At 39.3% G+C, this 22,663-nt stretch carries 20 protein-coding genes; 10 read left to right on the top strand and 10 right to left on the bottom strand.

Going from position 1 to position 22,663, the window contains the following annotated elements; genetic code table 11:
* Positions 1-72 precede the first annotated feature (72 nt).
* The gene (locus MKY65_RS03810; RefSeq protein ID WP_339182529.1) at positions 73-1,497 is read left to right on the top strand and encodes a sugar porter family MFS transporter; all 1,425 of its coding nucleotides are present in this window, start codon (positions 73-75) and stop codon (positions 1,495-1,497) included.
* 60 nt (positions 1,498-1,557) lie between these two features.
* Here the strand turns inward: MKY65_RS03810 and MKY65_RS03805 are convergent, their stop codons facing one another.
* The 9 genes from MKY65_RS03805 to MKY65_RS03765 all read right to left on the bottom strand — a co-directional run bounded on the left by MKY65_RS03805 (position 1,558) and on the right by MKY65_RS03765 (position 10,643).
* Entirely contained in the window at positions 1,558-3,150 is a 1,593-nt protein-coding gene (locus MKY65_RS03805; RefSeq protein WP_339182528.1) for a solute:sodium symporter family transporter, read from the bottom strand.
* 34 nt (positions 3,151-3,184) lie between these two features.
* Entirely contained in the window at positions 3,185-4,204 is a 1,020-nt protein-coding gene (locus MKY65_RS03800) for a Gfo/Idh/MocA family oxidoreductase (RefSeq protein ID WP_339182526.1), read from the bottom strand.
* A gap of 229 nt (positions 4,205-4,433) precedes the next feature.
* Positions 4,434-4,745: a PTS lactose/cellobiose transporter subunit IIA gene (locus MKY65_RS03795; protein WP_339182524.1), complete on the bottom strand. Its 312-nt coding sequence runs from the start codon at positions 4,743-4,745 to the stop codon at positions 4,434-4,436.
* A gap of 2 nt (positions 4,746-4,747) precedes the next feature.
* Entirely contained in the window at positions 4,748-5,044 is a 297-nt protein-coding gene (locus MKY65_RS03790; RefSeq protein WP_339182522.1) for a PTS sugar transporter subunit IIB, read from the bottom strand.
* A 183-nt stretch (positions 5,045-5,227) separates the two neighbouring features.
* On the bottom strand, positions 5,228-5,983 hold the full coding sequence (locus MKY65_RS03785) for a DeoR/GlpR family DNA-binding transcription regulator (RefSeq protein WP_339182521.1): 756 nt from the start codon (positions 5,981-5,983) through the stop codon (positions 5,228-5,230).
* 37 nt (positions 5,984-6,020) lie between these two features.
* Entirely contained in the window at positions 6,021-7,019 is a 999-nt protein-coding gene (locus MKY65_RS03780; RefSeq protein WP_339182519.1) for a LacI family DNA-binding transcriptional regulator, read from the bottom strand.
* Between the two features lie 266 nt (positions 7,020-7,285).
* Positions 7,286-8,698 (bottom strand): D-xylose transporter XylE, encoded by a 1,413-nt coding sequence (gene xylE, locus MKY65_RS03775; RefSeq protein WP_339182517.1) that lies wholly within the window; start codon positions 8,696-8,698, stop codon positions 7,286-7,288.
* A gap of 89 nt (positions 8,699-8,787) precedes the next feature.
* Positions 8,788-9,600 carry a sugar phosphate isomerase/epimerase family protein gene (locus MKY65_RS03770; RefSeq protein WP_339182515.1) on the bottom strand — a complete coding sequence of 271 codons (813 nt, stop codon included), beginning with the start codon at positions 9,598-9,600 and terminating at the stop codon, positions 8,788-8,790.
* Positions 9,600-10,643, bottom strand: coding sequence for a Gfo/Idh/MocA family oxidoreductase (locus MKY65_RS03765; RefSeq protein ID WP_339182513.1), 1,044 nt, complete (start codon positions 10,641-10,643; stop codon positions 9,600-9,602). Before MKY65_RS03765 ends, MKY65_RS03770 begins: the two co-directional genes overlap by 1 nt.
* A 449-nt stretch (positions 10,644-11,092) precedes the next feature.
* Between MKY65_RS03765 and MKY65_RS03760 the strand changes: the two genes are divergently transcribed.
* The 9 genes from MKY65_RS03760 (at position 11,093) to iolG (ending at position 21,081) form a co-directional block, all read left to right on the top strand.
* Positions 11,093-11,905, top strand: coding sequence for a DeoR/GlpR family DNA-binding transcription regulator (locus tag MKY65_RS03760; RefSeq protein WP_339182511.1), 813 nt, complete (start codon positions 11,093-11,095; stop codon positions 11,903-11,905).
* A 2-nt stretch (positions 11,906-11,907) separates the two neighbouring features.
* Positions 11,908-12,297, top strand: a complete 390-nt coding sequence (locus MKY65_RS03755) for a tautomerase family protein (protein ID WP_339182509.1) — start codon at positions 11,908-11,910, stop codon at positions 12,295-12,297.
* A gap of 80 nt (positions 12,298-12,377) precedes the next feature.
* Positions 12,378-13,841: a CoA-acylating methylmalonate-semialdehyde dehydrogenase gene (locus tag MKY65_RS03750; RefSeq protein WP_339185105.1), complete on the top strand. Its 1,464-nt coding sequence runs from the start codon at positions 12,378-12,380 to the stop codon at positions 13,839-13,841.
* Between the two features lie 431 nt (positions 13,842-14,272).
* A complete protein-coding gene (gene iolB / locus MKY65_RS03745; RefSeq protein WP_339182508.1) occupies positions 14,273-15,091 on the top strand; it encodes a 5-deoxy-glucuronate isomerase in 819 nt (272 codons plus the stop codon).
* A gap of 97 nt (positions 15,092-15,188) precedes the next feature.
* Positions 15,189-16,169, top strand: coding sequence for a 5-dehydro-2-deoxygluconokinase (gene iolC / locus MKY65_RS03740; protein ID WP_339185104.1), 981 nt, complete (start codon positions 15,189-15,191; stop codon positions 16,167-16,169).
* Between the two features lie 47 nt (positions 16,170-16,216).
* Positions 16,217-18,133 carry a 3D-(3,5/4)-trihydroxycyclohexane-1,2-dione acylhydrolase (decyclizing) gene (gene iolD / locus MKY65_RS03735; RefSeq protein WP_339182506.1) on the top strand — a complete coding sequence of 639 codons (1,917 nt, stop codon included), beginning with the start codon at positions 16,217-16,219 and terminating at the stop codon, positions 18,131-18,133.
* Between the two features lie 22 nt (positions 18,134-18,155).
* The gene (gene iolE, locus MKY65_RS03730; protein WP_339182505.1) at positions 18,156-19,058 is read left to right on the top strand and encodes a myo-inosose-2 dehydratase; all 903 of its coding nucleotides are present in this window, start codon (positions 18,156-18,158) and stop codon (positions 19,056-19,058) included.
* A gap of 93 nt (positions 19,059-19,151) precedes the next feature.
* Positions 19,152-20,009 (top strand): class II fructose-1,6-bisphosphate aldolase, encoded by an 858-nt coding sequence (gene fba / locus MKY65_RS03725; RefSeq protein WP_339182504.1) that lies wholly within the window; start codon positions 19,152-19,154, stop codon positions 20,007-20,009.
* 61 nt (positions 20,010-20,070) lie between these two features.
* Positions 20,071-21,081: an inositol 2-dehydrogenase gene (gene iolG, locus MKY65_RS03720; protein ID WP_339182502.1), complete on the top strand. Its 1,011-nt coding sequence runs from the start codon at positions 20,071-20,073 to the stop codon at positions 21,079-21,081.
* Between the two features lie 207 nt (positions 21,082-21,288).
* Here the strand turns inward: iolG and MKY65_RS03715 are convergent, their stop codons facing one another.
* Positions 21,289-22,656 carry a sodium:alanine symporter family protein gene (locus MKY65_RS03715; RefSeq protein WP_339185103.1) on the bottom strand — a complete coding sequence of 456 codons (1,368 nt, stop codon included), beginning with the start codon at positions 22,654-22,656 and terminating at the stop codon, positions 21,289-21,291.
* Positions 22,657-22,663 lie beyond the last annotated feature (7 nt).

Raw genomic sequence — 22,663 nt, 5'->3', positions numbered from 1 at the left:
TATCATGAAGAATTACTTCATGGTATCTCTCATTTAATAGCTAGTATGGTATTAAAAATGGGAGGAAATAAAATGAGTAAACCAAAAAATAATAACCGCTATATTCTTACCGTTGTGCCGATTATCGCATTAGCAGGATTTTTATTTGGATATGATACAGCAGTTATTTCCGGGGCAGAGCAATCCGTACAAAAATACTTGATCGAGCCGCTGGGTTTAGGTTCCTTCACACATGGTTTTACAGTATCCAGTGCTTTGATTGGCTGTGTGATTGGCGGATTCATTTCTGGATTTCTAGCAAATAAGATTGGCAGAAAAAAGACCTTAATCTTAGCAGCAATACTATTTTCTGTATCCGCTTTCACCAGTGCGTATCCGGAAATTCTGTTTTTCACAAAGGATGACCCGACACTCGGCCTATTATTAATGTTTAACGTCTATCGGGTTATCGGGGGAATCGGTGTTGGAATCGGATCCGCCATTGCGCCAGTTTACATCAGTGAATTAACACCAAAACAGAGCCGCGGTAAATATGTAGCATTGTACACCCTATCCATCGGAATTGGTGCTCTGATTGTTTATATTGTTAACTTAAATATTGCTTCTGGTCAATCACTTGCTTGGATTGATGACCTTGGCTGGAGATATATGTTTGCTTCGGAGTTAGTACCTGCCCTGCTCTTTTTCGTATTATTATTATCCGTACCAGAAACACCAAGATATCTGGCACTGAAGCAGGAATACGATAAAGCAGCCATTGTATTAGAGAAAGTAAATGGATCAAAAGAAAAAGCACAGGCTATATTAGCAGATATCAAAGAATCCGTCCGCTTTGAATCCGCTAAAAAAATCAGCATCTTTACGTACGGCAAACTTGTCTTGTTTGTTGGAATTATGGTTGCTATCTTTCAGCAGCTGATTGGAATCAATGTTATTCTCTATTATGCACCGCGTATTTTTGCAGAGCTCGGAGCAGAACAATCCGCCTCGATGCTGCAAACGGTAATTGTAGGTATTGTGAACGTAGTCTTTATGGCAACAGCGATTCTTCTAGTAGACAGTATAGGACGAAAACCGATGCTCATCGGCGGTTCCATACTTTGTGCCTTTAACTTATTTATGGTTGCTATCCTGGCATACTTTGAAGTCTTTGGCATTTCAACATTGATCTTTATGCTGTTGTATGTAGCCAGCTTCCAATTAACCTGGGGCACGGTCACATGGATTGTTGTATCCGAGATATTCCCGAACCGTATTCGCGGACAAGCTGTATCTATCGCAACTGCATTACACTGGATTGCCAACTTAACGATTTCTTCCACGTTCCCGCCAATCCATGATGTATTAGGCGGAATGACATTCTCGATTTACGGTGTATTGAGTGTGCTTGCAGTTATCTTCATTTGGAAGTATGTTCCTGAGACGAAAGGAAAAACATTGGAAGAGTTAGAGCAGATTTGGGAAGATAATAGCACTGATAAAAAGGCAGTATTGTAATTAATCCAAACATGAAAGAAAGCAAACACCTCTAACAAAGGCGTTTGCTTTCTAAATCAATTATCTAGCCAATACAAGTGGAGAAAAGACAACATAAGATGCTACTACAATCAGTAAGATTAAAATACCAACCCATCTAACATGTTTCCAAGGCGTGATATCCACTTTGTTTTGATATTTGTCGAATTGGAATCCTTCTTGAGACGGTTTCTTTACGCTATAGAAATATAGAATAGCTAAATCTAACAAGAAGAGGACGCTCCAAACATATAGATAATGGATATCCGGAATAACTACTTTAGACAATGCGTACACAACAATATGGAAAATCAATGTAACCTTTGCACCTGTAGCTGATGTCTTTTTAGAGTAAAAACCAACTAAAATAATAGCTAATAACGGCATACTATAAAGACCATTAAATTCTTGAATGACTGCATATAACCCTTGTGGAAATAGAGAAATCAACGGTGCAATCAAAACAACGATAACACCAATAACAATAGTCAAAACTCTTCCTGCTTTCGCAATTTGACGGTTTGTAGCCTGCTTATTAATGACCGGTTTATAGAAGTCTAAACTGAATAAAGTAACAGTAGCGCTTAGTGCTCCAACAAAAGAGCTGATAATTGCTCCAAATATTACTGCTCCAAATAGGCCGGCAGCCCAATCAGGCAGCACCTCTGCTAGTAATGCAGGGTAAGCAAGATCCATTTGCATGCCTTCACCAAACATATTGTAGGCGATAACCCCAGGGATTACTAAGAAAAACATACCTGATATTTTAAAGAATCCAACAAACATAGCACCTTTTTGCGCTTCTTTTAAGTTTTTCGCGGCCAGTGCTTTTTGAACAATCATTTGGTTTGTACACCAAAAATATAAGTTATTAAAGAGCATTCCTAAGAATAATGTCGGCCAAGGTACAATGGGCGAGTCCAATGCTCCCCAAGCATTCAGTTTTTCAGGGGAATTGGTTAAAAATCGGTCTAAACCAGTAAAGAAGCTGTTCTCGCCTAACGCGATAAACCCTAAAACCGTAATCGTCATACCGCCAAGCAATAGGCCAATGCCATATAGTGAATCACTATGCGCTATCAGGGAAAGGCCCCCGACGAATAAATAAGTAACACCAACTAAACCAATAACTGTCGAGATAATAATGACAGCTGTTATTCTGCTGATACCCAAGTGTTGCTCAATTCCGAATAGATCATTGAAAATCAACGCTCCAGAATATAAAACAACAGGCATAAAGCTGATAACATAGGTGAATATAAAGAGAACGGATACAATCCTTTTTGTAAATGTATCATAGCGGATTTCAATAAAATCAGAAATGGTATTTACACCATATTTAAAATATTTTGGTAAAAACACCCATGCTAGCATAACAATAGCAACGGAAGCAGTTACTTCCCAAGCCATTACTTCCATACCGGCTACATAGGCTTGACCGTTTTGCCCTACTAATTGCTCTGTTGATAGGTTGGTCATAATAATCGTCATACCAACAGTTGTTCCGACAAGAGAACGCCCGCCTAAAAAGTAACCCTCTGAATCTTTGTTATCGATACTTCTTGTCCGATAAAAAGCATAAAGATAGATCAAAAGCAGTACAACAACAAAACTGATAATACTAAATAAATTCAATTTATTCTCCCCCTAAAATGATGTGCATTGTCCTTTAATATTGAATATCCACTAATTTATTTTCATCAAATGATTCTTGGCATGCTAACGCTACCTCTGTTCCTCTTAAACCATCAATAGCAGTTATTTCAGGCTGTTGATTTTCTCGAATGCAGCGGACAAAGTCCTTCAATTCATTTACATAAGCTTCCGCAAATCGTTCAGGAAAATGCTGAGAGGAAGGGCGGACTGCGCCATGCTCATTAAATACGGCTACTTTGTTTTTTTCAGGAGATGCAGCAATTCGCAGCATGCCTTTGGTTCCAATAATTTCTGTTTCTACATGGTAACCATGGGAAGCTGTACGTCCAGCAACCAGCAAAGCGGTTACATCGTTGTCCAATTTCATGGTAACTGTTCCTAACTCCAATTCATTCAGGTCATTCAATTCCGGCGCAGCTTTATTCGTTCCTGTTGCCCAAACAGTTGAAATTTCGGATTTGGTCAGCCATCTGATCACATCAATATCATGGACGCTCATATCCAGGAACAGCCCGCCGCTTGGACTCTTCTTAGCAAAGTTGACAAAGCTGTCTAACCCTTGAATCGGATCAATACTATAGGAACGAATTAACGAAATATCTCCAATTTGTCCGCTATCTATCATTTCTTTCGCATATAGATAATCTTCATCAAATCTTCTCATAAATCCTAAGTGAAAAATGCGGTCACTTTTCTCAATTTCATCTATCGTTTGCTTGATATCTTCTACTTCTAAACCAATTGGCTTTTCACAAAAAATATGCAAATTCTTCTTCAATGCTAAACGAATATGCTCTGTATGGAATCCAGAAGGTGTAACAATGCAAACAGCATCTAGCTCCGTTTGTTCCAGCATTTCCTCATAATTTGTGTAAACATTTGGGACTTTATATTTTTCCTTTACCTGTTTATTTACTTCCTCATCTAAATTAGAAACCGCTGTCAATTCGACTCCTTTTAGATTATAGATATTTTCTGCATGAATCAGGCCAAGTCTTCCTAATCCTGCAACACCAATTTTAAGCGTTTTCATTTGAAATTCTCCTTTGTTAAACTTATAGATATGTTCACTTACGTTGTTACTATGTTATATACTATTATAAAAATTAATATTTAGTCAAGTTTCTATCAATTTATGATTAATTTATTGTTATCTTTTGTAATCAATTTGACTAGTATCTGCATGTCTAAATTCACTGGACACCTCTTTTTTTATAAAAAAATCCTGTAATGGCATATACCAATTACAGGATAATCTTTTTCTATGATTTATTTTTTAAATGAAGCTCTGCTAATTCCTGCGCCATATCACAAATCATTTGAGCATTTGTCACATGATCCATCGCATGAATGACATAAATATTGATATCTGTCTGCTGCTCACGGCTGTTCAGTTGCAAAAGCTCCGTCTGTTTTTTATGAGCAGCTATCAAATGCTTTTTAGCATCAGCGATGCCTGCTTCATATCCTTTTATATCTTGTTCTTTTGCAAGACCTAATGCCTGATAGGCTAACGTTTTCGCTTGAGAAGCTTCTGTAATCAAAGGCATAAATACTTCTATATCGATTGCCATTGTTACGCCTCTCTTATCTGTTCAAAAATGCTGTAAACATTCATGTTGTTATAGTCTTTCACTGAAATTTTAGCCACTTTTGCATTTGTTGAAGCTTCGTAATTCTCAGCGCTATGATGAATTTGGGGCCCTAATAATACAACATCTATATCATGCTCTTTCACGTAATCCAAGCCTTCTTCCAGACTTTTAGACTGAATATCAATATCTTGTCCTTTTTCTTGCGCAAGGTCATTTAATTTTTTTACTAATAAACTGGTTGTTATCCCTGCTTCACATACTACAATCACTTTTTCCATCCGTTACACCTCTTTTTTAGTTATATTCGTCACACTGATTCGTGCAATTAAAATATGGAAATAGAAATTTCTTGATGATTGTGCACCCTTTCACAGTGTGAAGTTTTATTTTATATTAAAGAGTTTACCCTAAGAATACAATTTTTCTGCATACAATCATTTTTTATAGAGGCTTTTACAAAATCATTTGGGATAAATTACGTCATATTGATTTTGTTCACTATGTGTTAAATATGCTTTCGGAGGTTCCTGGTCCGTTATTAAATAATCAATGTCATCAAAATTACAATAGGTAGTCAATGCATACTTATCAAATTTTGTATGGTCTACAAGAATAAATACTTGCTCACTTTTTTGGATTACTTTTGCCTTTACTTGTGTTTCTAAAGGAGAAGAGTTCGTTATTCCTTTATCCAGTGAAAGTCCTGTCGAAGCCATAAAAGCTTTATTAAAATTATACTTTTGAATAACCTCTGCGCTTTCTGTTCCGACGTAAGATCTTGTAGAACGCTCGAAAACCCCGCCGGTTGAATAAATGTTTAAATTGGGATAAGCACTGGCATCCAATGTGAAATCGAGATTGTTGGTGACAATCGTAATATTTTTATACTTGATAAAATCAAGCAATTCTACGGTAGTGGTTCCTGAATCAAGAAATATAATATCACCATCCTCAATAAATTCCGCTGCTAATTTTGCAAGCTTTTGTTTTTCGTGGAATTGCTTAACTTTCCGGTCTTGATACGGAACGGTCAGCGGCTTTGAAATAGACACTCCGCCGTAAACCTTCACCAATTGTTCTTCATCTACAAGCTCCTGAATGTCCCGTCGGATTGTATTTTTAGAAACACCAAATCGATCTACAAGTTCATCAAGTGATACAGATTCTTTTTCTTTCACATACTCAAGTATTGCAGTTACCCGCTGCGCTTTCATCATATAGCATTCTCCTTCTAAGAATTTATTACTGCCGGCCTTACTCCACCGTCCCCCGAATCACTAATCTCGGAGCTAATACGATTCGCTGCTTCACTTTTTCCGTTCCGTTTATTTCCTCTACTAGAAGCTGAACAATTTTTTCAGCCATCTCCTCCGTCGGCTGTGCAACAGTTGTCAACTGCGGGTAGCACATCTGAGCCAGAATAGAATTATCAAAACCAACAATAGATACATCATCAGGAATCTTAAGACCTGCTTCCCGAACTCCTTGCATGGCACCAATTGCCAAAGGTTCTGTAGAAGCAAAGATTGCCGTTGGCGCCTCTTTCATGTTTACCAGCTTCTCAGCTGACTGCGAAGCATCCATAAAGCTGGAATTATCTATTGAAATAAGTGATTTGCTCACTTCCATTTGCTCATCCTCCAACGCCTGCTTATACCCGTCTACCCTTGCCTTTACAGATGAAAAATACATGTCCTCTGTTATCATCGCAATCCGCTGATGACCTCTTTTTATTAAATAAGAGGTTGCTTCATAAGCTCCTAAATAATCATTTACTAAAACTGTATTCAAAGGCAGCGAAGGAACTTCCCGGGATAAAAGTGCAATAGGAATATTACTGTTTTTCAACTCCTGTAATGCCTTCGCATTTTTCAAGCCGGTCGCAATAATAATACCGTCTACATATTTTTTGCGAAGAATAGCAATATACTCTTTTTCTTTATCAAGATTATTATCTGTACTGCAAACAATTAAACTGAACCCATATTTGCGTCCATTATCTTCAATTTTCCTGGCAATTTCTGCAGAAAAAGGATCAGCGATAGATGGAATTAATAATCCAATTGTTTGCAGCCTTTTCAGCAATGCAGGTGCAGCAATTGGCTGATAACTTAGCTTCTGCATACTTGCCTCCACTTTTTTCTTCGTTTTATCTGCAATACTGCCCGTACCGTTCATTACTTTAGAAACGGTGGAAATAGAAACTCCAGCCTCTTTAGCTACATCATAAATTGTCGGTCGCTTCTTTTTCAAGAACATTTCCCTACTTTCTTATCATGTATCGTTTTCTTATCATAGTAACTTTAATTCTACAGTAAACAACTTGTAGATGCCATAGAAGCAGAACGGTTCTTGTTTCACTATTCTTTAAAATTATTAGAAAACTTGGTGTCACCAAGCCTTTAGGTGACAACCTTAGTTACACTTATGCAGTAAGAAAGTTTATGCTTTCTTACCTGCTAAAAAAGCTTGATATAGTTGTAAACTACACCAAGCTTTTTATCCGTTCTTTTTTTTACCTATACTGCTTTGTTCTGCTGCGATTTCGCCTGTTTATCTTCCCAATACTTTTCAATTTCTTCTAATGTTTTCCCTTTCGTTTCAGGGACAAGCTTTAGAACAAACAATAGTGCGAGTACACACATAACGCCATAGAATGTATAAGCAAATCCTGCCCCAAATTCTAATAAAGAAGGGAAGGTAGAAGATATTAATAAATTCGAACCCCAGTTTGCTACAACGGTGATTGCCATAATCTGGCCTCTTACCTTATTAGGGAACAGCTCTGAGGCTAATACCCACATCAACGGACCAAATGATAGATTATAGAATGCCACAAAAATCAAGATAAAGATAAGTGCACCAATCCCCATTTGATCAAGATAGGCCAGCGCAGCAACACCAAACATTCCTACAGCCATACCAATAGAGCCTACAATCATTAACAATCTTCTTCCGACTCTGTCAACTAACAGCATTGCAATTAATACAAAGATAAAATTAACGATTCCGATGATCACCGTTTGAAACATCGAGCCATCTGAACTCGCACCCATTTCCGCAAAAATTCTTGGAGCATAATATAAAATAACATTGATGCCTACAAATTGTTGAAAGGCAGCTAATAAAATACCAACAATCACAACTAATTTTCCATAAGAAAACACTCGAACATTTTTTACATCAACGGTTTGTTTGATTTCTTGATAAATTGCGTTTGCCTTTTCCTTCGAGTTATTCACTTTTTCAAGTATTGTCAGTGCTTCCTGATCTTTATTTTTAGAGATTAAATACCTTGGTGTTTCCGGAACAAGGAATAACAAACCAAAGAATAACAGGGCTGGAATTGCTTCTGAAGCAAACATATATCTCCAGCCTATATCATGAATCCAGCTTAATTCCTGCCCTGCCGCGATTCTCCAGTTAACAAAATACACAAAAGACATCCCGAATATAATTGCTAAGTTATTTAATGTTACCAATTTCCCTCTAATATTCGCTGGGGAAGTCTCACTAATATATAAAGGCCCCAGACCTGAAGCTAACCCTACTCCTATCCCTCCAATAATACGATAAAAATTAAACATAATGAAAAGTCCCATTGTCTGATTATCTTTTGTGAAAAATAAAAATTCTGGATAAGCCGATAACAGAGCAGAAACAAAGAATAATACAGCAGCCACTAACAGGGAATTTTTTCGTCCAATTCTGTTAGAAAGAAATCCGCTGATCAACCCTCCGATAATACAACCAATCAGTGCACTGGAAACAGTTAATCCATGTGCGAATGTCCCTAAGCCGAGACTCTCCATAAAATACACTTGCAAGGATTGCTCTGCTCCAGAAATAACAGCGGTGTCATAACCAAACAATAATCCTCCTAAAGCAGCAATCAATGTTAATGTAACAATATATCTTGTATTTTTCTTCATGTATTTACCCCTCTTCCCCTTTTTAAATACCTTCCCGGAAAGCGTTGTCATTCATTTGAAGGAAACAGCGCCTCAGAAGCGCTGAAACCTTAGTATTTCTCCCATTCTTTCAACTGCTTTAATGACGCACGATAATATGCTGTAATAACACCTAAGTAGTCCCCTTCTTTCACAGGAGTAAAAGGATTAGGTCCGGCAGCTGTCATTTCCATAATCACAGGACCTGTATAACCGATTTCTCCTAAAACAGCTACCTGTTCTTTTAAATTTGCATGTCCATTACCAATAGCTTGTCTATTGGAGTCAGCAATATGATAAACGCCCAAATTTTCTCCAGCATCCTTCAATGCTTGAACAGGTGAGCTTTCTTCAATATTCATATGATAAGCATCTAATAAAATAGTAAGGTATTTGCTTTGAATCTCATCTATTAATTTTTTTGCTTCTTTGGACGTGACTATTTGATGGTTTTCATAACGATTAAGTACCTCATAAACAATAGGCATTTCGAGTTCTTCTGCTTTTTCCACTATTTGCTTTGTACTTTTCACAAGCAATTCCCAGTCTTTATCCGAGTTACCTGATCCTGTTATTTTCCCAACTTCACCATGAAGGCAAATCCTATCTGCTCCCAGCTCTTTTGCCCAGGTTAATAATTTCAGAAAGTAATTAACAGCATCCACTCTGACCTTTTCATCAATACTTGAAATATCAACATTATCCGGTGTCACAGATAAAGCCTTTAAGTTATATTCTTTCAGTAATTCTTTTATTTCCGCAGGGTCATCCTCTAAGTTTCCTTGCACTTCAACACCATCTACACCAATCTCTTTCGCAAGCTTTACCTTTTTCTGTGTATCTACATCTCCAAATGTCCATAAGCATAGCCCATATTCTCTCATTACATTACTTCCTCCTTTGGCTGTAATGAAATAACATCTTCTACTTTTACAGGAAGACCTGTTTTCACAGACTCCATACTTGCCAGTGCCAAATACAATGCCCATTCTGCATCTTCAATAGATACTTTTGGCGTTACTGCTTCATTTTGTACCGCTTTCACAAAATGCTTTAATTCATCAACATATGCATCAAATAAAAGATCCTGATCATATCTGGTAGTTTGGTAGCTTGCCCCAGCTGTATTAAATTTTTGCATGCTGGATGTTTTGATATCTCCTAACGTAATCATTCCTTCCGAACCAAATACTTCCGCACGCACATCGTATCCATATTTAGCCTGAAAGCTGGCATCTGCAACTGCAATACATCCATTATCAAACGTTATCGTTACCACAGAAGTATCCAATAATCCGTTTTCCTTCAAATCCGGCCGGATAAGCGCATCTGCTTTCGCATATACTTCTACCGGTTTCGCTCCTGGATTTAAGTACATCAACGTATCAAAATCATGAATCAATGTTTCTAAAAATATCGTCCATTCCGGTTTCTTTTCTGGACCAGAAAGCTCTGGATCTCTCGTATTTGAACGAAGCAGCTGTACGTCCCCTAGCTGTCCATCAACAATTTCTTGATGCGCTTGTTCAAAACCCTTTTCAAAACGACGATTAAAACCAACTTGGACCGGTACAGGATTTTTCTTTGCAGCTTTTTTGATCGCTTTCATCTCTTCTATCGAAACTGCCATTGGCTTTTCACAGAAAACGGGCTTTCCATGTTCAATCGCTTGAATAACATTTTCCGAATGTGTTCTTGCTGGAGAAACTATCACAATGGCGTCTACTTCAGAATCTTGAATTAAATCTAAAGGATTTGTATAAATTTTAGCTTCTTCTCCAATATGTTGTAATACGTTTTCAGCAGATTGTGGAAATGGGTCTGCAATCGCATACAATTTCGCCCCAGGAATACGCTGCGCAATTGTTTGGCCATGAAACGCCCCCATTCTTCCAGCACCTATCAATCCTATATTTAATGTTTTCATAAAAATTCATCCCCTCTTTAGGAAAGTGTTTTCCTTATGACGATGATTATAAACAGGCTTTCGATTCATGTCAATATTAATTTATATAAAATAAACCAGAAACACATGCAAACACTATAGGAAAACACTTTCCCAAAACTTGTTTCTTTATTATTATCAAAAGACTCGTATTAGCTCTTCTAATGACCAAAAAGAAGACAAACCAAAGTCTATCTTTCTATTTCAGTATGTCATTTTTGTTCTAATAAATTTCATAAACACAATCTAATGCTCTTCTGCAGAGCAAATATCTCAATAAACATTAACTTACCCATCCTCCCAAAAGAAAACGCATCCAAAAATACCGCCACATCAACAAAACAACAAAATACTCAAATAAATTATAAACTTTTGGTTATTTCTTGTTAACTTTTTGGATTCCTTGTGTTATACTCGATGTAAGAAAAGAGGTGATCAACATCAAATCGAAGCGTATCGCTGCATTACAAGAATATATTACGCTCAAGCAAAGAGCTTCTTATGATGAACTCGTTGATAAATTTGCAGTTTCTAAAAATACTATCCGTAATGATGTGCAAGAGTTATGTAAGACTGGTGACATTGTTAAGGTTCATGGCGGAGCAGCTGTTAATCAGCCTGCTGAAGAAAAACAGCCAAACAAAGATATCACCAAGCCTTTAACCTCCTTCACTTACCGGCAGACAAAGAATCTGCCAAATAAACAAAGGATTGCGGAACAGGCTGCCCACTTTATTCAAGATGGGGACATTATTTTTATAGATACGGGAACAACCGTATTAGAGCTCATTGAATATATTCAGGACAAACAAATCACGATTGTAACGAATAATATTGATTTCATCCTGAGAACGATGCCTTATGAAAACCTTACTGTTTATAGTCTGGGAGGCGCGCTTAACCGCAGAACACAGTCATTTACAACGATTCAGGCACAGGAAATTCTAAAGAATTATAATATTAACAAAGCATTTTTAGCTGCTACTGCGATTTCTATCAAAAATGGCGTAACGAGCTCTATTCCTGTGGAAAGCGAATTGAAATCTTATATAGCGGAACAAATCGAGCAGAAGCTGTTGTTAGTTGATCATCAAAAATTCGATAAAGTTGCTTTAACTACTTATTGCAATCTGAACCAGCTGGATTATCTGATTACAGACCAGCGTCCTGGTCAAGCGTATATCGACTATTGTAAGAATTATAATGTCGAGCTTGTTATTGCAAATCAAAACGAAGGAGTGTAGAGATGCCCCTAATTAAAGTTGATTTAATCAAAGGTCGAGAACCGGAGGAAATCAAACAAATTTTGGATGCAGCGCATCAGGTTGTTTTGGAAGCGTTTCATGTTCCTGAAGGTGATCGTTACCAGGTTGTGACACAGCATGAACCCTACGAAATGATTATGAAGGATACAGGGCTCGGATTTGAGAGAAGTGATAACGTCATCCTTTTTACCGTCGTCAGTACACAGCGGACGGACAAGATGAAGAAAGACTTTTATCAGCTTCTGACAGAAAGATTAGAGCAGCAATGTCAGATCGATCCAAAGGATGTCATGATTACCTTTGTCACGAATGGCGCCGGAGAATGGAGCTTTGGATTTGGAAAGGCACAATTTTTAACCGGTGACCTCTAGCATTTTTTCAAATAAGTTATCTATTTTCTCTAAATTTTTTAGAGAATAAAATATAAATCTACTATATTAAAGGAGGACATATCCTAATGTCTAAAAAACTAAAAAACTTTATCAATGGTGAATGGGTCGAAAGTAAAACAGATAAGTATGAAGATGTTTATAATCCAGCAACAAAAGAAGTATTAGCACAAGTGCCAATCTCTACTCCAGAGGATTTTGAAGATGCTGTGCAGGCTGCTCAGGCTGCTCAAGAAAAATGGAAAAAAGTATCTGTAGCCAAACGTGCCCGCATTCTATTTAAATATCAAAATCTATTAGAAGAGCATAAAGAAGAATTAGCAAAATTAATTACGCAGGAAAACGGAAAAAGCGTTGGCGAAGCATTAGGCGAAGTTGGACGCGGTATTGAAAACGTAGAATTCGCTGCTGGTGCACCGACATTAATGATGGGAGATTCTCTTGCAACGATTGCAACCGATGTGGAAGCTACAAACTATCGTTATCCTGTAGGAGTTGTCGGCGGAATTGCTCCATTTAACTTCCCAATGATGGTTCCATGCTGGATGTTCCCAATGGCAATTGCTTTAGGTAACTCCTTTATCTTAAAACCGTCTGAAAAAACACCGATTCTTGCAGCAAGAATTGCAGAATTACTGGATGAAGCTGGTCTTCCAAAAGGTGTATTCAGTATCGTCAATGGTGCACACGATGTGGTGAACGGCATTTTAGATCACCCTACTGTAAAAGCAGTATCCTTCGTAGGCTCTAAGCCAGTTGGAGAATATGTATACAAACGCGGAAGTGAGAACTTAAAACGTGTTCAAGCATTAACTGGCGCGAAAAACCACTCTACGGTATTGGCAGATGCTGACTTAGACCTAGCTACAAAAGAAGTAATCAGCGCTGCATTCGGTTCCGCTGGGGAACGCTGCATGGCGTGTGCCGTTGTCACGGTAGAGGATTCCGTTGCAGATGAATTTATCGCTAAATTAAAAGAAGCATCTGACAACATCAAAATGGGTAATGGTCTGGATGAGGGCGTCTTCTTAGGACCAGTTATCCGCGATGAAGCAAAACAGCGTACACTGAGCTATATTGAAAAAGGAATTGAAGAAGGTGCTACATTAGTTCGCGACGGACGTAACGAACAAAATGAAGATGGCTACTTTGTCGGTCCAACAATTTTTGATGGCGTATCTCAAGATATGACAATCTGGAAGGATGAGATTTTTGCTCCAGTGTTATCTGTCGTACGTGTGAAAAACTTAAAAGAAGCGGTTGAATTCGCTAACCAATCTGAATTCGCTAACGGGGCTTGCCTATTCACTACAAGCGCATTATCTGTACGTTATTTCCGTGAAAACATCGATGCAGGTATGTTAGGAATCAACTTAGGTGTACCAGCACCGATGGCATTTTTCCCATTCTCCGGATGGAAGTCTTCTTTCTTCGGTACACTGCATGCAAACGGAAAAGACAGTGTCGATTTCTATACACGTAAAAAAGTAGTAACCGCTCGTTACCCTGAACCAGATTTTTCATAATTCAACAAAACAGATTACTAGATTTTAAATAAAACATGAGGCTGGGTATTTTTTCTCCAGCCAATGTTGTCAGGTTAATAAATTTTATAAAAATTATATGTGATACAAATAGTATAGTAATAATACTAACTAGCGGAGGAAAAACACGGAGACTCCTATGGGAAAGCGCAATGGTCTTCGGTGGGGCGAGTAATCGCAGTCCCAGGGTGAAGACCCCGCAGAAAAAAGCGAACTTCTTTTTTTCTACCCTCGGGGCATAAGGGCGACTTTAGCTCTGTCTGCGCCTGTCGGCTTGCCAATCGCTAAGTCTTCTTTAAAGGAGGCTGAGCGCAAGCCCATGGAAAGCGTAGTGTTTTTCCGCAGCGGTCGCACTAACCTGAAAACATTGTATCTCCAGCCCCAGCCTCATTCCATATCGAAAGGAGTTCTTTATGAGTCATTTATTAAGAAAACCTGAAAATAACAAATTAGCAGACGGCGTAACACTTGTTCATGAAGTGACAGAAGAAAATTCCGACCTTCATTATGTCAGTTTTAAAGTAGTGGATTTAGAACCAAATACCAGCTATGACGAAAAGCTGACGAACCTAGAGCTTTGTGTTGTCGCATTAACAGGAAAAATCACCGTCACAGATGGCTATCAAAGCTTCTCTGAAATCGGGACGCGCGAAAGTGTATTTGAACGTAAACCGACAGACAGCGTTTATGTTTCCCATAATAAAACAGTTACGATTACAGCTGACACGAAAGCTCGTGTAGCATTATGCTTTGCTCCATCCGATAAGGAGCTGCCGACCAAACTGATTAAAGCAGAGGATAACGGCGTAGAGCATCGCGGAAAATATAATAATAAACGGCAAGTACACAATATTTTACCGGACTCTGATCCTTCCGCAAACAGCTTGCTTGTTGTAGAAGTGTTTACAGAAACAGCTAACTGGTCCAGCTACCCTCCGCATAAGCATGACCAGGACAATCTTCCAAACGAGTCCTTCTTAGAAGAAAGCTATTATCACGAAATGGACCCGCCGCAAGGGTTTGTTTTCCAGCGTGTATATACAGAGGACCGTTCTTTAGATGAGACCATGGCTGTAGAAAATGCCAATGTTGTTCTTGTTCCTAAAGGCTACCATCCAGTAGGCGTGCCAGACGGTTATGCTGCTTACTATTTAAATGTCATGGCCGGGCCGGAACGCATATGGAAATTCCATAACGAAAAGGATCATGAATGGATCATTGATCGAGTCTAATCATTTTTGAATCGTCCCCCTCTCCTCTATTCTTATAGAAAGAGGCGAGGGCGATTCTCCTATGAAAATAAACCGTAATGAAAAAGGAGCGAAACGCATGGCACTTACATTTAATCAAGATAGAGAATACGATATTATTGCGATTGGCCGCGCTGCGATTGACTTGAATGCAAACGAATACAACCGTCCGATGGAAGAAACAATGACTTTCACAAAATACGTTGGCGGTTCTCCGGCAAATATTGCTATTGGCAGTTCAAAATTAGGACTGAAAGCTGGATTCATCGGCAAAATTTCAAAAGATCAGCACGGAAACTTTATCAAACAATATATGGAGGAAAAAGGAATTGATGTCTCTAATATCGTTTATGATACAGAAGGACATAAATCCGGACTCACGTTCACAGAAATTTTAAGCCCGGAAGAATGCAGCATTTTAATGTATCGTGATCAAGTAGCGGATCTTTATTTAGATTCCACCGAAGTAAGCGAAGATTATATCAAAAAAGCGAAAATCCTTCTTGTTTCCGGTACTGCCCTGGCACAGAGCCCTTCTCGTGAAGCGGTATTGCAAGCAGTTCAATATGCAAAAAAGAATGATGTCAAAATTATCTTTGAATTAGATCACCGTCCATATACATGGAAATCTGCTGAGGAAACAGCAGTATATTATTCTCTTGTTGCAGAGCTTTCCGATGTCGTTATCGGTACGCGTGACGAATACGATGTGATGGAAAATCTGGACGCTGAAGGCGACAATGAAAAAACAGTCCAGCACTTATTCCAGCATAATACCGAGCTTGTGGTCATCAAGCATGGTGTCGACGGTTCCTATGCCTATGAGCCAGATGGTACCGTTCACCGCGGACAGGCATACAAAACAAAAGTGTTAAAAACATTTGGTGCAGGCGATTCCTATGCATCTGCATTTCTTTATGCACTTGTTACAGGAAAAGATTATGAAACTGCATTGAAATTCGGCAGTGCATCTGCATCCATCGTTGTCAGCAAGCACAGCTCTTCCGAAGCGATGCCGACGGTAGAAGAAATTGAACAGCTTATTCGCGAGCGTTCTTAAGAGGATGTTCAAACTTTAAACATGAAAAGAAAGGCAGGTTGAATAAAATGAGTGAAAAAATTCGTTTAACTACTGCACAAGCATTGGTGAAGTTCTTAAATCAGCAATATATCTCTGTAGATGGCGTAGAAACACCATTTGTAGAAGGTGTTTTCCACATTTATGGTCATGGTAATGTTTTAGGCTTAGGAGAAGCACTTGAAAATAATCCTGGACGTCTAAAAAGCTATCAAGGAAAGAATGAACAAGGAATGGCTCATGCAGCAACAGCTTTTGCCAGACAAAATCTCCGACAAAAGATTTTTGCTGTGTCCGCATCTGCAGGACCAGGCTCAGCGAATATGGTAACAGCAGCTGGAACTGCTTTTGCAAATAATATCCCGGTGCTATTCTTACCGGCAGATACATTTGCCACCAGACAGCCCGACCCTGTACTGCAGCAATTAGAGCATGAACACAGTACGGATTTAACAACGAACGAAGCGTTCAAAGCCGTTTCAAGATATTGGGACCGTATTGACCGTCCGGAACAGCTGATGAGCGCGTTAATCCGAGCATTTGAAGTATTAACCAATCCAGCAACAGCCGGACCGGCAACCATCTGTCTTCCTCAGGATGTAGAAGCGATGGCATATGATTATCCAGTCAGCTTTTTCAATAAACGCGTTCACTATGTCGACCGTAAATTACCGACGCAGCGTGAATTAGACGGAGCAGTTGCGGCCATTACACAAAGTAAACGTCCGGTTCTATTAGTCGGCGGCGGTGCTAAATACTCTGAGGCAAGAGAGGAATTAGTAGCACTCTCTGAAAAAACAAATATTCCAATCGTAGAAACACATGCCGGGAAATCAACCGTGGAGTTTACCCATCCGAATAATCTTGGCGGAAATGGCATTTTAGGTACTTCCGCTGCGAATAAAGCAGTGATGAACGCCGACTTGATTATTGGAATCGGTACAAGATATACAGACTTCACGACATCATCCAGAACGTTGTTTGACTTTGACAATACAAAGTTTTTAAATATCAATGTAAACCGCGGACAAGCATATAAATTTGACGGTTTCCAAGTGGTGGCTGACGCCAAAGCAGCATTGCAATCAATCAATAAAAATATTGGCGATTACCAATCAAGCTATGGAGAAGAAACAGCTTCCCTGAAACAAGAGTGGGAGAATGAGCGCAATCGCTTAGCTGCAACAGAATTCAATCGCAATGATTTCAAACCTGAAATCGCAGATCATTTCAATCAAGAAATTTTAAATGATTATGCAGATGCGCTAAAAACAGAATTAACACAAACGGAAGCATTAATTAAAGTCAACGATGTGGTCGACAGCGATGCCATCGTGATTTCTTCCGCAGGATCGCTGCCAGGAGATATGCAGCGTATCTGGAATGCCAATGTGGCAAATACGTTCCATTTAGAGTATGGCTATTCTTGTATGGGGTACGAAATCGCAGGAGCTCTGGGAGCTAAATTAGCGAAGCCTGAACAGGAATCATATGCAGTTGTCGGAGACGGAAGCTTCTTAATGCTCCACTCTGAAATTGTAACAGCTCTTCAATATGATAAAAAAATCAACCTGCTGCTATTCGATAATTCCGGGTTTGGATGCATCAATAACTTACAAATGGATCACGGAAATGGAAGCACAGGAACAGAATTCCGTAATGTGAACAACGAAATCATGAACATTGATTACGCTAAAATCGGAGAAGGATATGGCTTAAAAACCTATTCTGTCAATAACTTGGAAGATTTAACAGCAGCTGTGGAAGATGCTAAAAAACAAACCGTATCCACGTTGATTGAAATAAAAGTGCTGCCAAAAACAATGACAGACGGCTACGATGGCAGCTGGTGGAATGTTGGGGTAGCAGAAGTTTCCGAAAAGGAAAGTGTACAAAAAGCTGCTGCAGAAAGACAACAAATTCTCGATAATGCAAGACAATATTAATGGAAGCTGGATGTGATGAATAATGGGAAAACAGGATATCCATTGGGGAATAGCACCAATCGGCTGGCGAAATGACGATATGCCGGAAATCGGAAAAGACAATACCCTATCGCATCTATTGAGCGATATCGTTGTTGCCGGATTTGAAGGCACCGAAGTCGGCGGCTTCTTCCCTGATGCAAAAACATTAAAAAAAGAAATAAAGCTTCGTAATTTAAAAATTGCCGGACAATGGTTCTCCAGCTTTATTATTCAAGATGGCGTGGAGAAAGCATCAGAAGCATTCCATGAGCACTGCGCTTATTTAAAAGAAGTGGATGCTGCGGTTGCTGTTGTATCTGAACAAACCTACAGTATTCAAGGCTTATCTAAAAATGTTTTTGCTGATAAGCCCACCTTTTCAGATGAAGAATGGAATCAGCTTACGGAAGGCTTGAACGTACTTGGCGAAATCGCTGACAGTTACGGCTTAAAGCTTGTATATCATCACCATCTCGGAACAGGCGTACAGACATTGGCAGAAGTCGACCGCTTAATGGAAAATACCGATCCGGGCCTGGTTCACTTGCTTTATGATACAGGTCACATTTACGCCTCTGATAAAGCATACATGCCATTATTAGAGAAGCATATGCACCGAATCAAGCATGTGCATTTTAAAGATATCCGGGACAATATCATGAAAACGAGCGAAGAAGACAGTCTATCCTTCCGCTCTGCCTTTCTTGCCGGGATGTTTACAGTACCTGGTGATGGCGGTATCGACTTTAAAAAAGTGTATGACAAGCTGCTGGAAAATAACTATCAGGGCTGGATCGTGATTGAAGCAGAGCAGGATCCGGAAATTGCGCACCCGCTTGAATATGCTTTAAAGGCCCGCAAGTATATTAACGAAAACGTATTGAACGAAAAAATCACAAACTAAATGAGGATGTTCACTTTAAAAGCAGTATGTTAGAGTGAACATCTTCATGAAATGTACATCATATTTAATTATAAAAAGAATGGAGGTGAAAGAATGACATTTGTATCATTAAAAGAACTGATGCCTGAAGCAAAGAAAAACCAGTATGCTGTCGGCCAATTTAACATCAATACGTTTCAATGGGCAGAAGCCGCATTACGCGCAGCAGAAAAAGAAAAATCTCCCGTTATTTTAGCTTCTACAGATCGTATTGTTGACTACCTTGGCGGATTTAAATTGATTGCTGCCACTACCAAAAAAATGGTGGAAGAAATGCAAATTACCGTACCTGTCGTTCTGCACCTCGACCATGGTTTATCAGTAGAACGCTGTAAAGAAGCTGTTGATGCAGGCTACAGCTCTGTCATGTATGATGGCTCGAAGCTGCCTTTGGAAGAAAATATCGCCAACACCAAAGCGGTTGTCGACTATGCAAATAAACAGCATGTCTCTGTGGAAGCAGAAATCGGTTCTGTTGGCGGTACAGAGGATGGCATCACTTCCGGCATCAAATACGCGGACCCAAATGAGTGTTATCGGCTTGTAGAAGAAACCGGAGTAGATCTGCTTGCAGCCGCACTTGGATCGGTTCATGGCGTTTATCAGGGCGAACCAAAGCTGGCATTTGATCTAATGCAGGAGATCTCTGACAGCCTGAATGAGGTTCCTCTGGCTCTACATGGCGGTTCTGGTATTCCTGCCCACCAAATTGTAAAAGCCATTGAATACGGCCATGCCAAAATCAATGTAAACACCGAATGCAATCAGGCATGGACAAAAGCAGTACGTAACTACCTGGAGCGGCATCCAGATTCCCATAAGATCCCGGAAATTATGACAACAGGGATGAACGCAATTGAGAAGGTAGTAATAGAAAAAATGCATTTATTTGGTTCTTCCAATAAAGCATAAGTCCATATTATCAGAACAACTGTCGCTTCACATAGACAGTTACAGACTTGGAGGAATGACAATGACAAAAGTAGTTACAGGTATCATTGGCGCTGGACGTATCGGACAGCTGCATGCTAAAAATATTCTGCTATCCGATACGTATCAGCTAAAAGCGATTTCTGATGTATATACCGATCACTTGAAGGATATTGATTATTTAAAAGCTGTTCCTGTTATCACACAGAATGCAGATGATATTCTCAATGACCCAGAAATCGATGCTGTTTTTATCTGCTCAAGCACGGATACCCATATTGATTTTATTACAAAAGCAGCAAAGAATAACAAGCATATTTTCTGTGAAAAGCCAATCAGCTTTGATATTGAAAAAACAAAAGAAACCTTGGAAGTGATTAAAGAAACAGGCGTCAAATTCCAAGTAGGTTTTAACCGCCGTTTCGATACACATTTCAGAAAAGCACATGATGTTGTCCGCAATGGTGATATTGGTACACCGCATGTTATTAAAATCACTTCCCGTGATCCGGAAGCTCCGCCAGAAGAATATGTAAAACGCTCCGGTGGCCTATTTATCGATATGGCAATTCATGATTTCGATATGATTCGTTACTTATCCGGACAAGATGTGAAAAACATTACTGTAAAAGCGTCTTCTCTGGTAGATGATCGTTTTTCACGCAATGATGATGTAGATACAGCCATTATCACCCTCACCTTTGCAGATGATTCTCTGGGAGTAATCGATAACAGCCGCCAAGCAGTATATGGCTATGACCAGCGTATCGAAGTATTCGGTAATAACGGCATGGTCCAGGTAGAAAATCAGAAGCCGACCAATGTAAAAGTAAGCACAAATGCTGCCGTAACAGAGGACAAGCCAATGTATTTCTTCCTTGAGCGTTATAATGAAGGATATATCGCGGAAATACATGATTTTGCCCAATCTATTTTAGAAGATAAACCCGTCGTAGCAAAATTCGAGGATGGGCTACAGGCTGAGCTGTTAGCAAAAGCTGCGAAGCTTTCCTGGAAAGAGAATCGGACGGTTGAATTGAGCGAGCTTCGTTAAATTGAAAAAATACCATTCTCATAGATACGATTCATTCCAACTATGAGAATTAAAAAAGCGTATGAACTGGAGCATCCTTTTCAAAAGTTCATACGCTTTTTTATTCCTTTAAATCTTACGCTTTTAAACAACATTTCTTTCTGTCTGCTTTTCTTTATACTATACGTTTAAAATAACGATAGCTTTCATTCTTTTTTGCAACAGCCATTAACCAGCCATCTTCTGCTTCCTCTCCTCCTCTTTTTCCTTTCTCCGTACTTCTCTAAATTTATTTGTTTCAGATACAATCACACTGGATAATAAACAGAGCGCAATCAAGTTGGGCACTGCCATTAATCCATTGAATATATCCGCAAGATCCCATACTAACTGGACGGATTGAACAGCACCAAACAGGATAACCAGACAGAAAATGATTTTATAATAGATTGTATTTCGATCTCCAAAAATATAACCGAAGCATTTCTCCCCATAATAAGACCAGCCCAGAATAGTGGAATAAGCAAAAAAGATAAGGCCGAATACAACAATATAATTACCTAATCCAGGCAAGAAAAAGTCAAAAGCTTCTCCCGTAATGACAGGTGCTGCATCTGCTCCAAATTGCAAATGAAGCCCGCTCATCACGACAACAAGTCCGGTAATGGTACAAACAATCATCGTATCCAGAAATGTTCCTGTCATCGATACCAACGCTTGGCGTCCTGGATAATCCGTTTTCGCTGCAGCTGCGGCAATTGGCGCTGAACCAAGACCCGCTTCATTGGAGAACACCCCGCGGGCAATCCCATATCGAATCGCTAAACCGATAGCTCCGCCGCCGACAGCTTCCGGATTAAATGCTGCCTCAAATATAACACCGAACGCCGCAGGAACTTCCGTAATATTTAAAATAACAATAATTAGTCCGCCTGCTATATAAAACAAGGCCAGAAATGGGACAAAGATGGCAGTTACTCTTCCAATTCCTCTCACTCCGCCAAGCAAAACTAATGCCGTGAGCGCCATCAAGACGATACCAGTAACCCAAGGGCTGATATTAAAAGTAGCTTGCAAAGAACCGGCAACGGTATTCGATTGTGTCATGTTCCCAATTCCAAAGGATGCTAAAAAGCCAAACAGCGCAAACAAAACAGCTAACCATTTCCAGCCCAATCCCTTTTCAATATAGTACATTGGACCGCCTGATATTTCCCCTTTGTGATTGACAGTACGGTATTTAACAGCTAAGATAGCTTCACCATATTTTGTGGCCATTCCAAAAAATGCCGCCAGCCACATCCAGAATAATGCACCGACACCGCCAAGGAGCACAGCTGAAGCAACTCCAGTCATATTACCAATTCCCAGTGTCGCCGCCATAGCAATCATCAGTGATTGGAAATGAGAAATATCTCCTTTTTCGTTTTTGTCTTTATTTTTACTTTTAGAGAATGTTAATTTCAGCGCATAAGGTAAATCTCTTACTTGTAAAAATCCCAGACGCAACGTTAAAAATATTCCTGTTCCTACGATCAGTACGAGGGTAATCGGACCCCAGACGATACCATTAACCGTATCCACTATTGCCTGTATGCTTTCC

It is taken from the genome of Oceanobacillus sp. FSL W7-1293 (genome assembly GCF_037969815.1).
In the GTDB taxonomy this organism is placed as follows: domain Bacteria; phylum Bacillota; class Bacilli; order Bacillales; family Amphibacillaceae; genus Oceanobacillus; species Oceanobacillus oncorhynchi.
The sequence above is the reverse complement of the archived record's forward strand: the minus strand, read 5'-3'. Positions and strand labels throughout refer to the sequence as shown.

Excerpts from the sequence above, each read along its gene's own strand:
- MKY65_RS03785 (WP_339182521.1), bottom strand. The coding sequence starts at position 5,983 with ATGATGAAAGCGCAGCGGGTAACTGCAATACTTGAGTATGTGAAAGAA.
- MKY65_RS03810 (WP_339182529.1), top strand. The coding sequence starts at position 73 with ATGAGTAAACCAAAAAATAATAACCGCTATATTCTTACCGTTGTGCCG.
- MKY65_RS03770 (WP_339182515.1), bottom strand. The coding sequence starts at position 9,600 with ATGAGAGAATATGGGCTATGCTTATGGACATTTGGAGATGTAGATACA.
- iolD (WP_339182506.1), top strand. The coding sequence starts at position 16,217 with ATGAGTGAAAAAATTCGTTTAACTACTGCACAAGCATTGGTGAAGTTC.
- iolG (WP_339182502.1), top strand. The coding sequence starts at position 20,071 with ATGACAAAAGTAGTTACAGGTATCATTGGCGCTGGACGTATCGGACAG.
- iolE (WP_339182505.1), top strand. The coding sequence starts at position 18,156 with ATGGGAAAACAGGATATCCATTGGGGAATAGCACCAATCGGCTGGCGA.
- xylE (WP_339182517.1), bottom strand. The coding sequence starts at position 8,698 with ATGAAGAAAAATACAAGATATATTGTTACATTAACATTGATTGCTGCT.
- MKY65_RS03790 (WP_339182522.1), bottom strand. The coding sequence starts at position 5,044 with ATGGAAAAAGTGATTGTAGTATGTGAAGCAGGGATAACAACCAGTTTA.
- MKY65_RS03755 (WP_339182509.1), top strand. The coding sequence starts at position 11,908 with ATGCCCCTAATTAAAGTTGATTTAATCAAAGGTCGAGAACCGGAGGAA.
- iolC (WP_339185104.1), top strand. The coding sequence starts at position 15,189 with ATGGCACTTACATTTAATCAAGATAGAGAATACGATATTATTGCGATT.
- iolB (WP_339182508.1), top strand. The coding sequence starts at position 14,273 with ATGAGTCATTTATTAAGAAAACCTGAAAATAACAAATTAGCAGACGGC.
- MKY65_RS03795 (WP_339182524.1), bottom strand. The coding sequence starts at position 4,745 with ATGGCAATCGATATAGAAGTATTTATGCCTTTGATTACAGAAGCTTCT.
- MKY65_RS03800 (WP_339182526.1), bottom strand. The coding sequence starts at position 4,204 with ATGAAAACGCTTAAAATTGGTGTTGCAGGATTAGGAAGACTTGGCCTG.
- MKY65_RS03765 (WP_339182513.1), bottom strand. The coding sequence starts at position 10,643 with ATGAAAACATTAAATATAGGATTGATAGGTGCTGGAAGAATGGGGGCG.
- fba (WP_339182504.1), top strand. The coding sequence starts at position 19,152 with ATGACATTTGTATCATTAAAAGAACTGATGCCTGAAGCAAAGAAAAAC.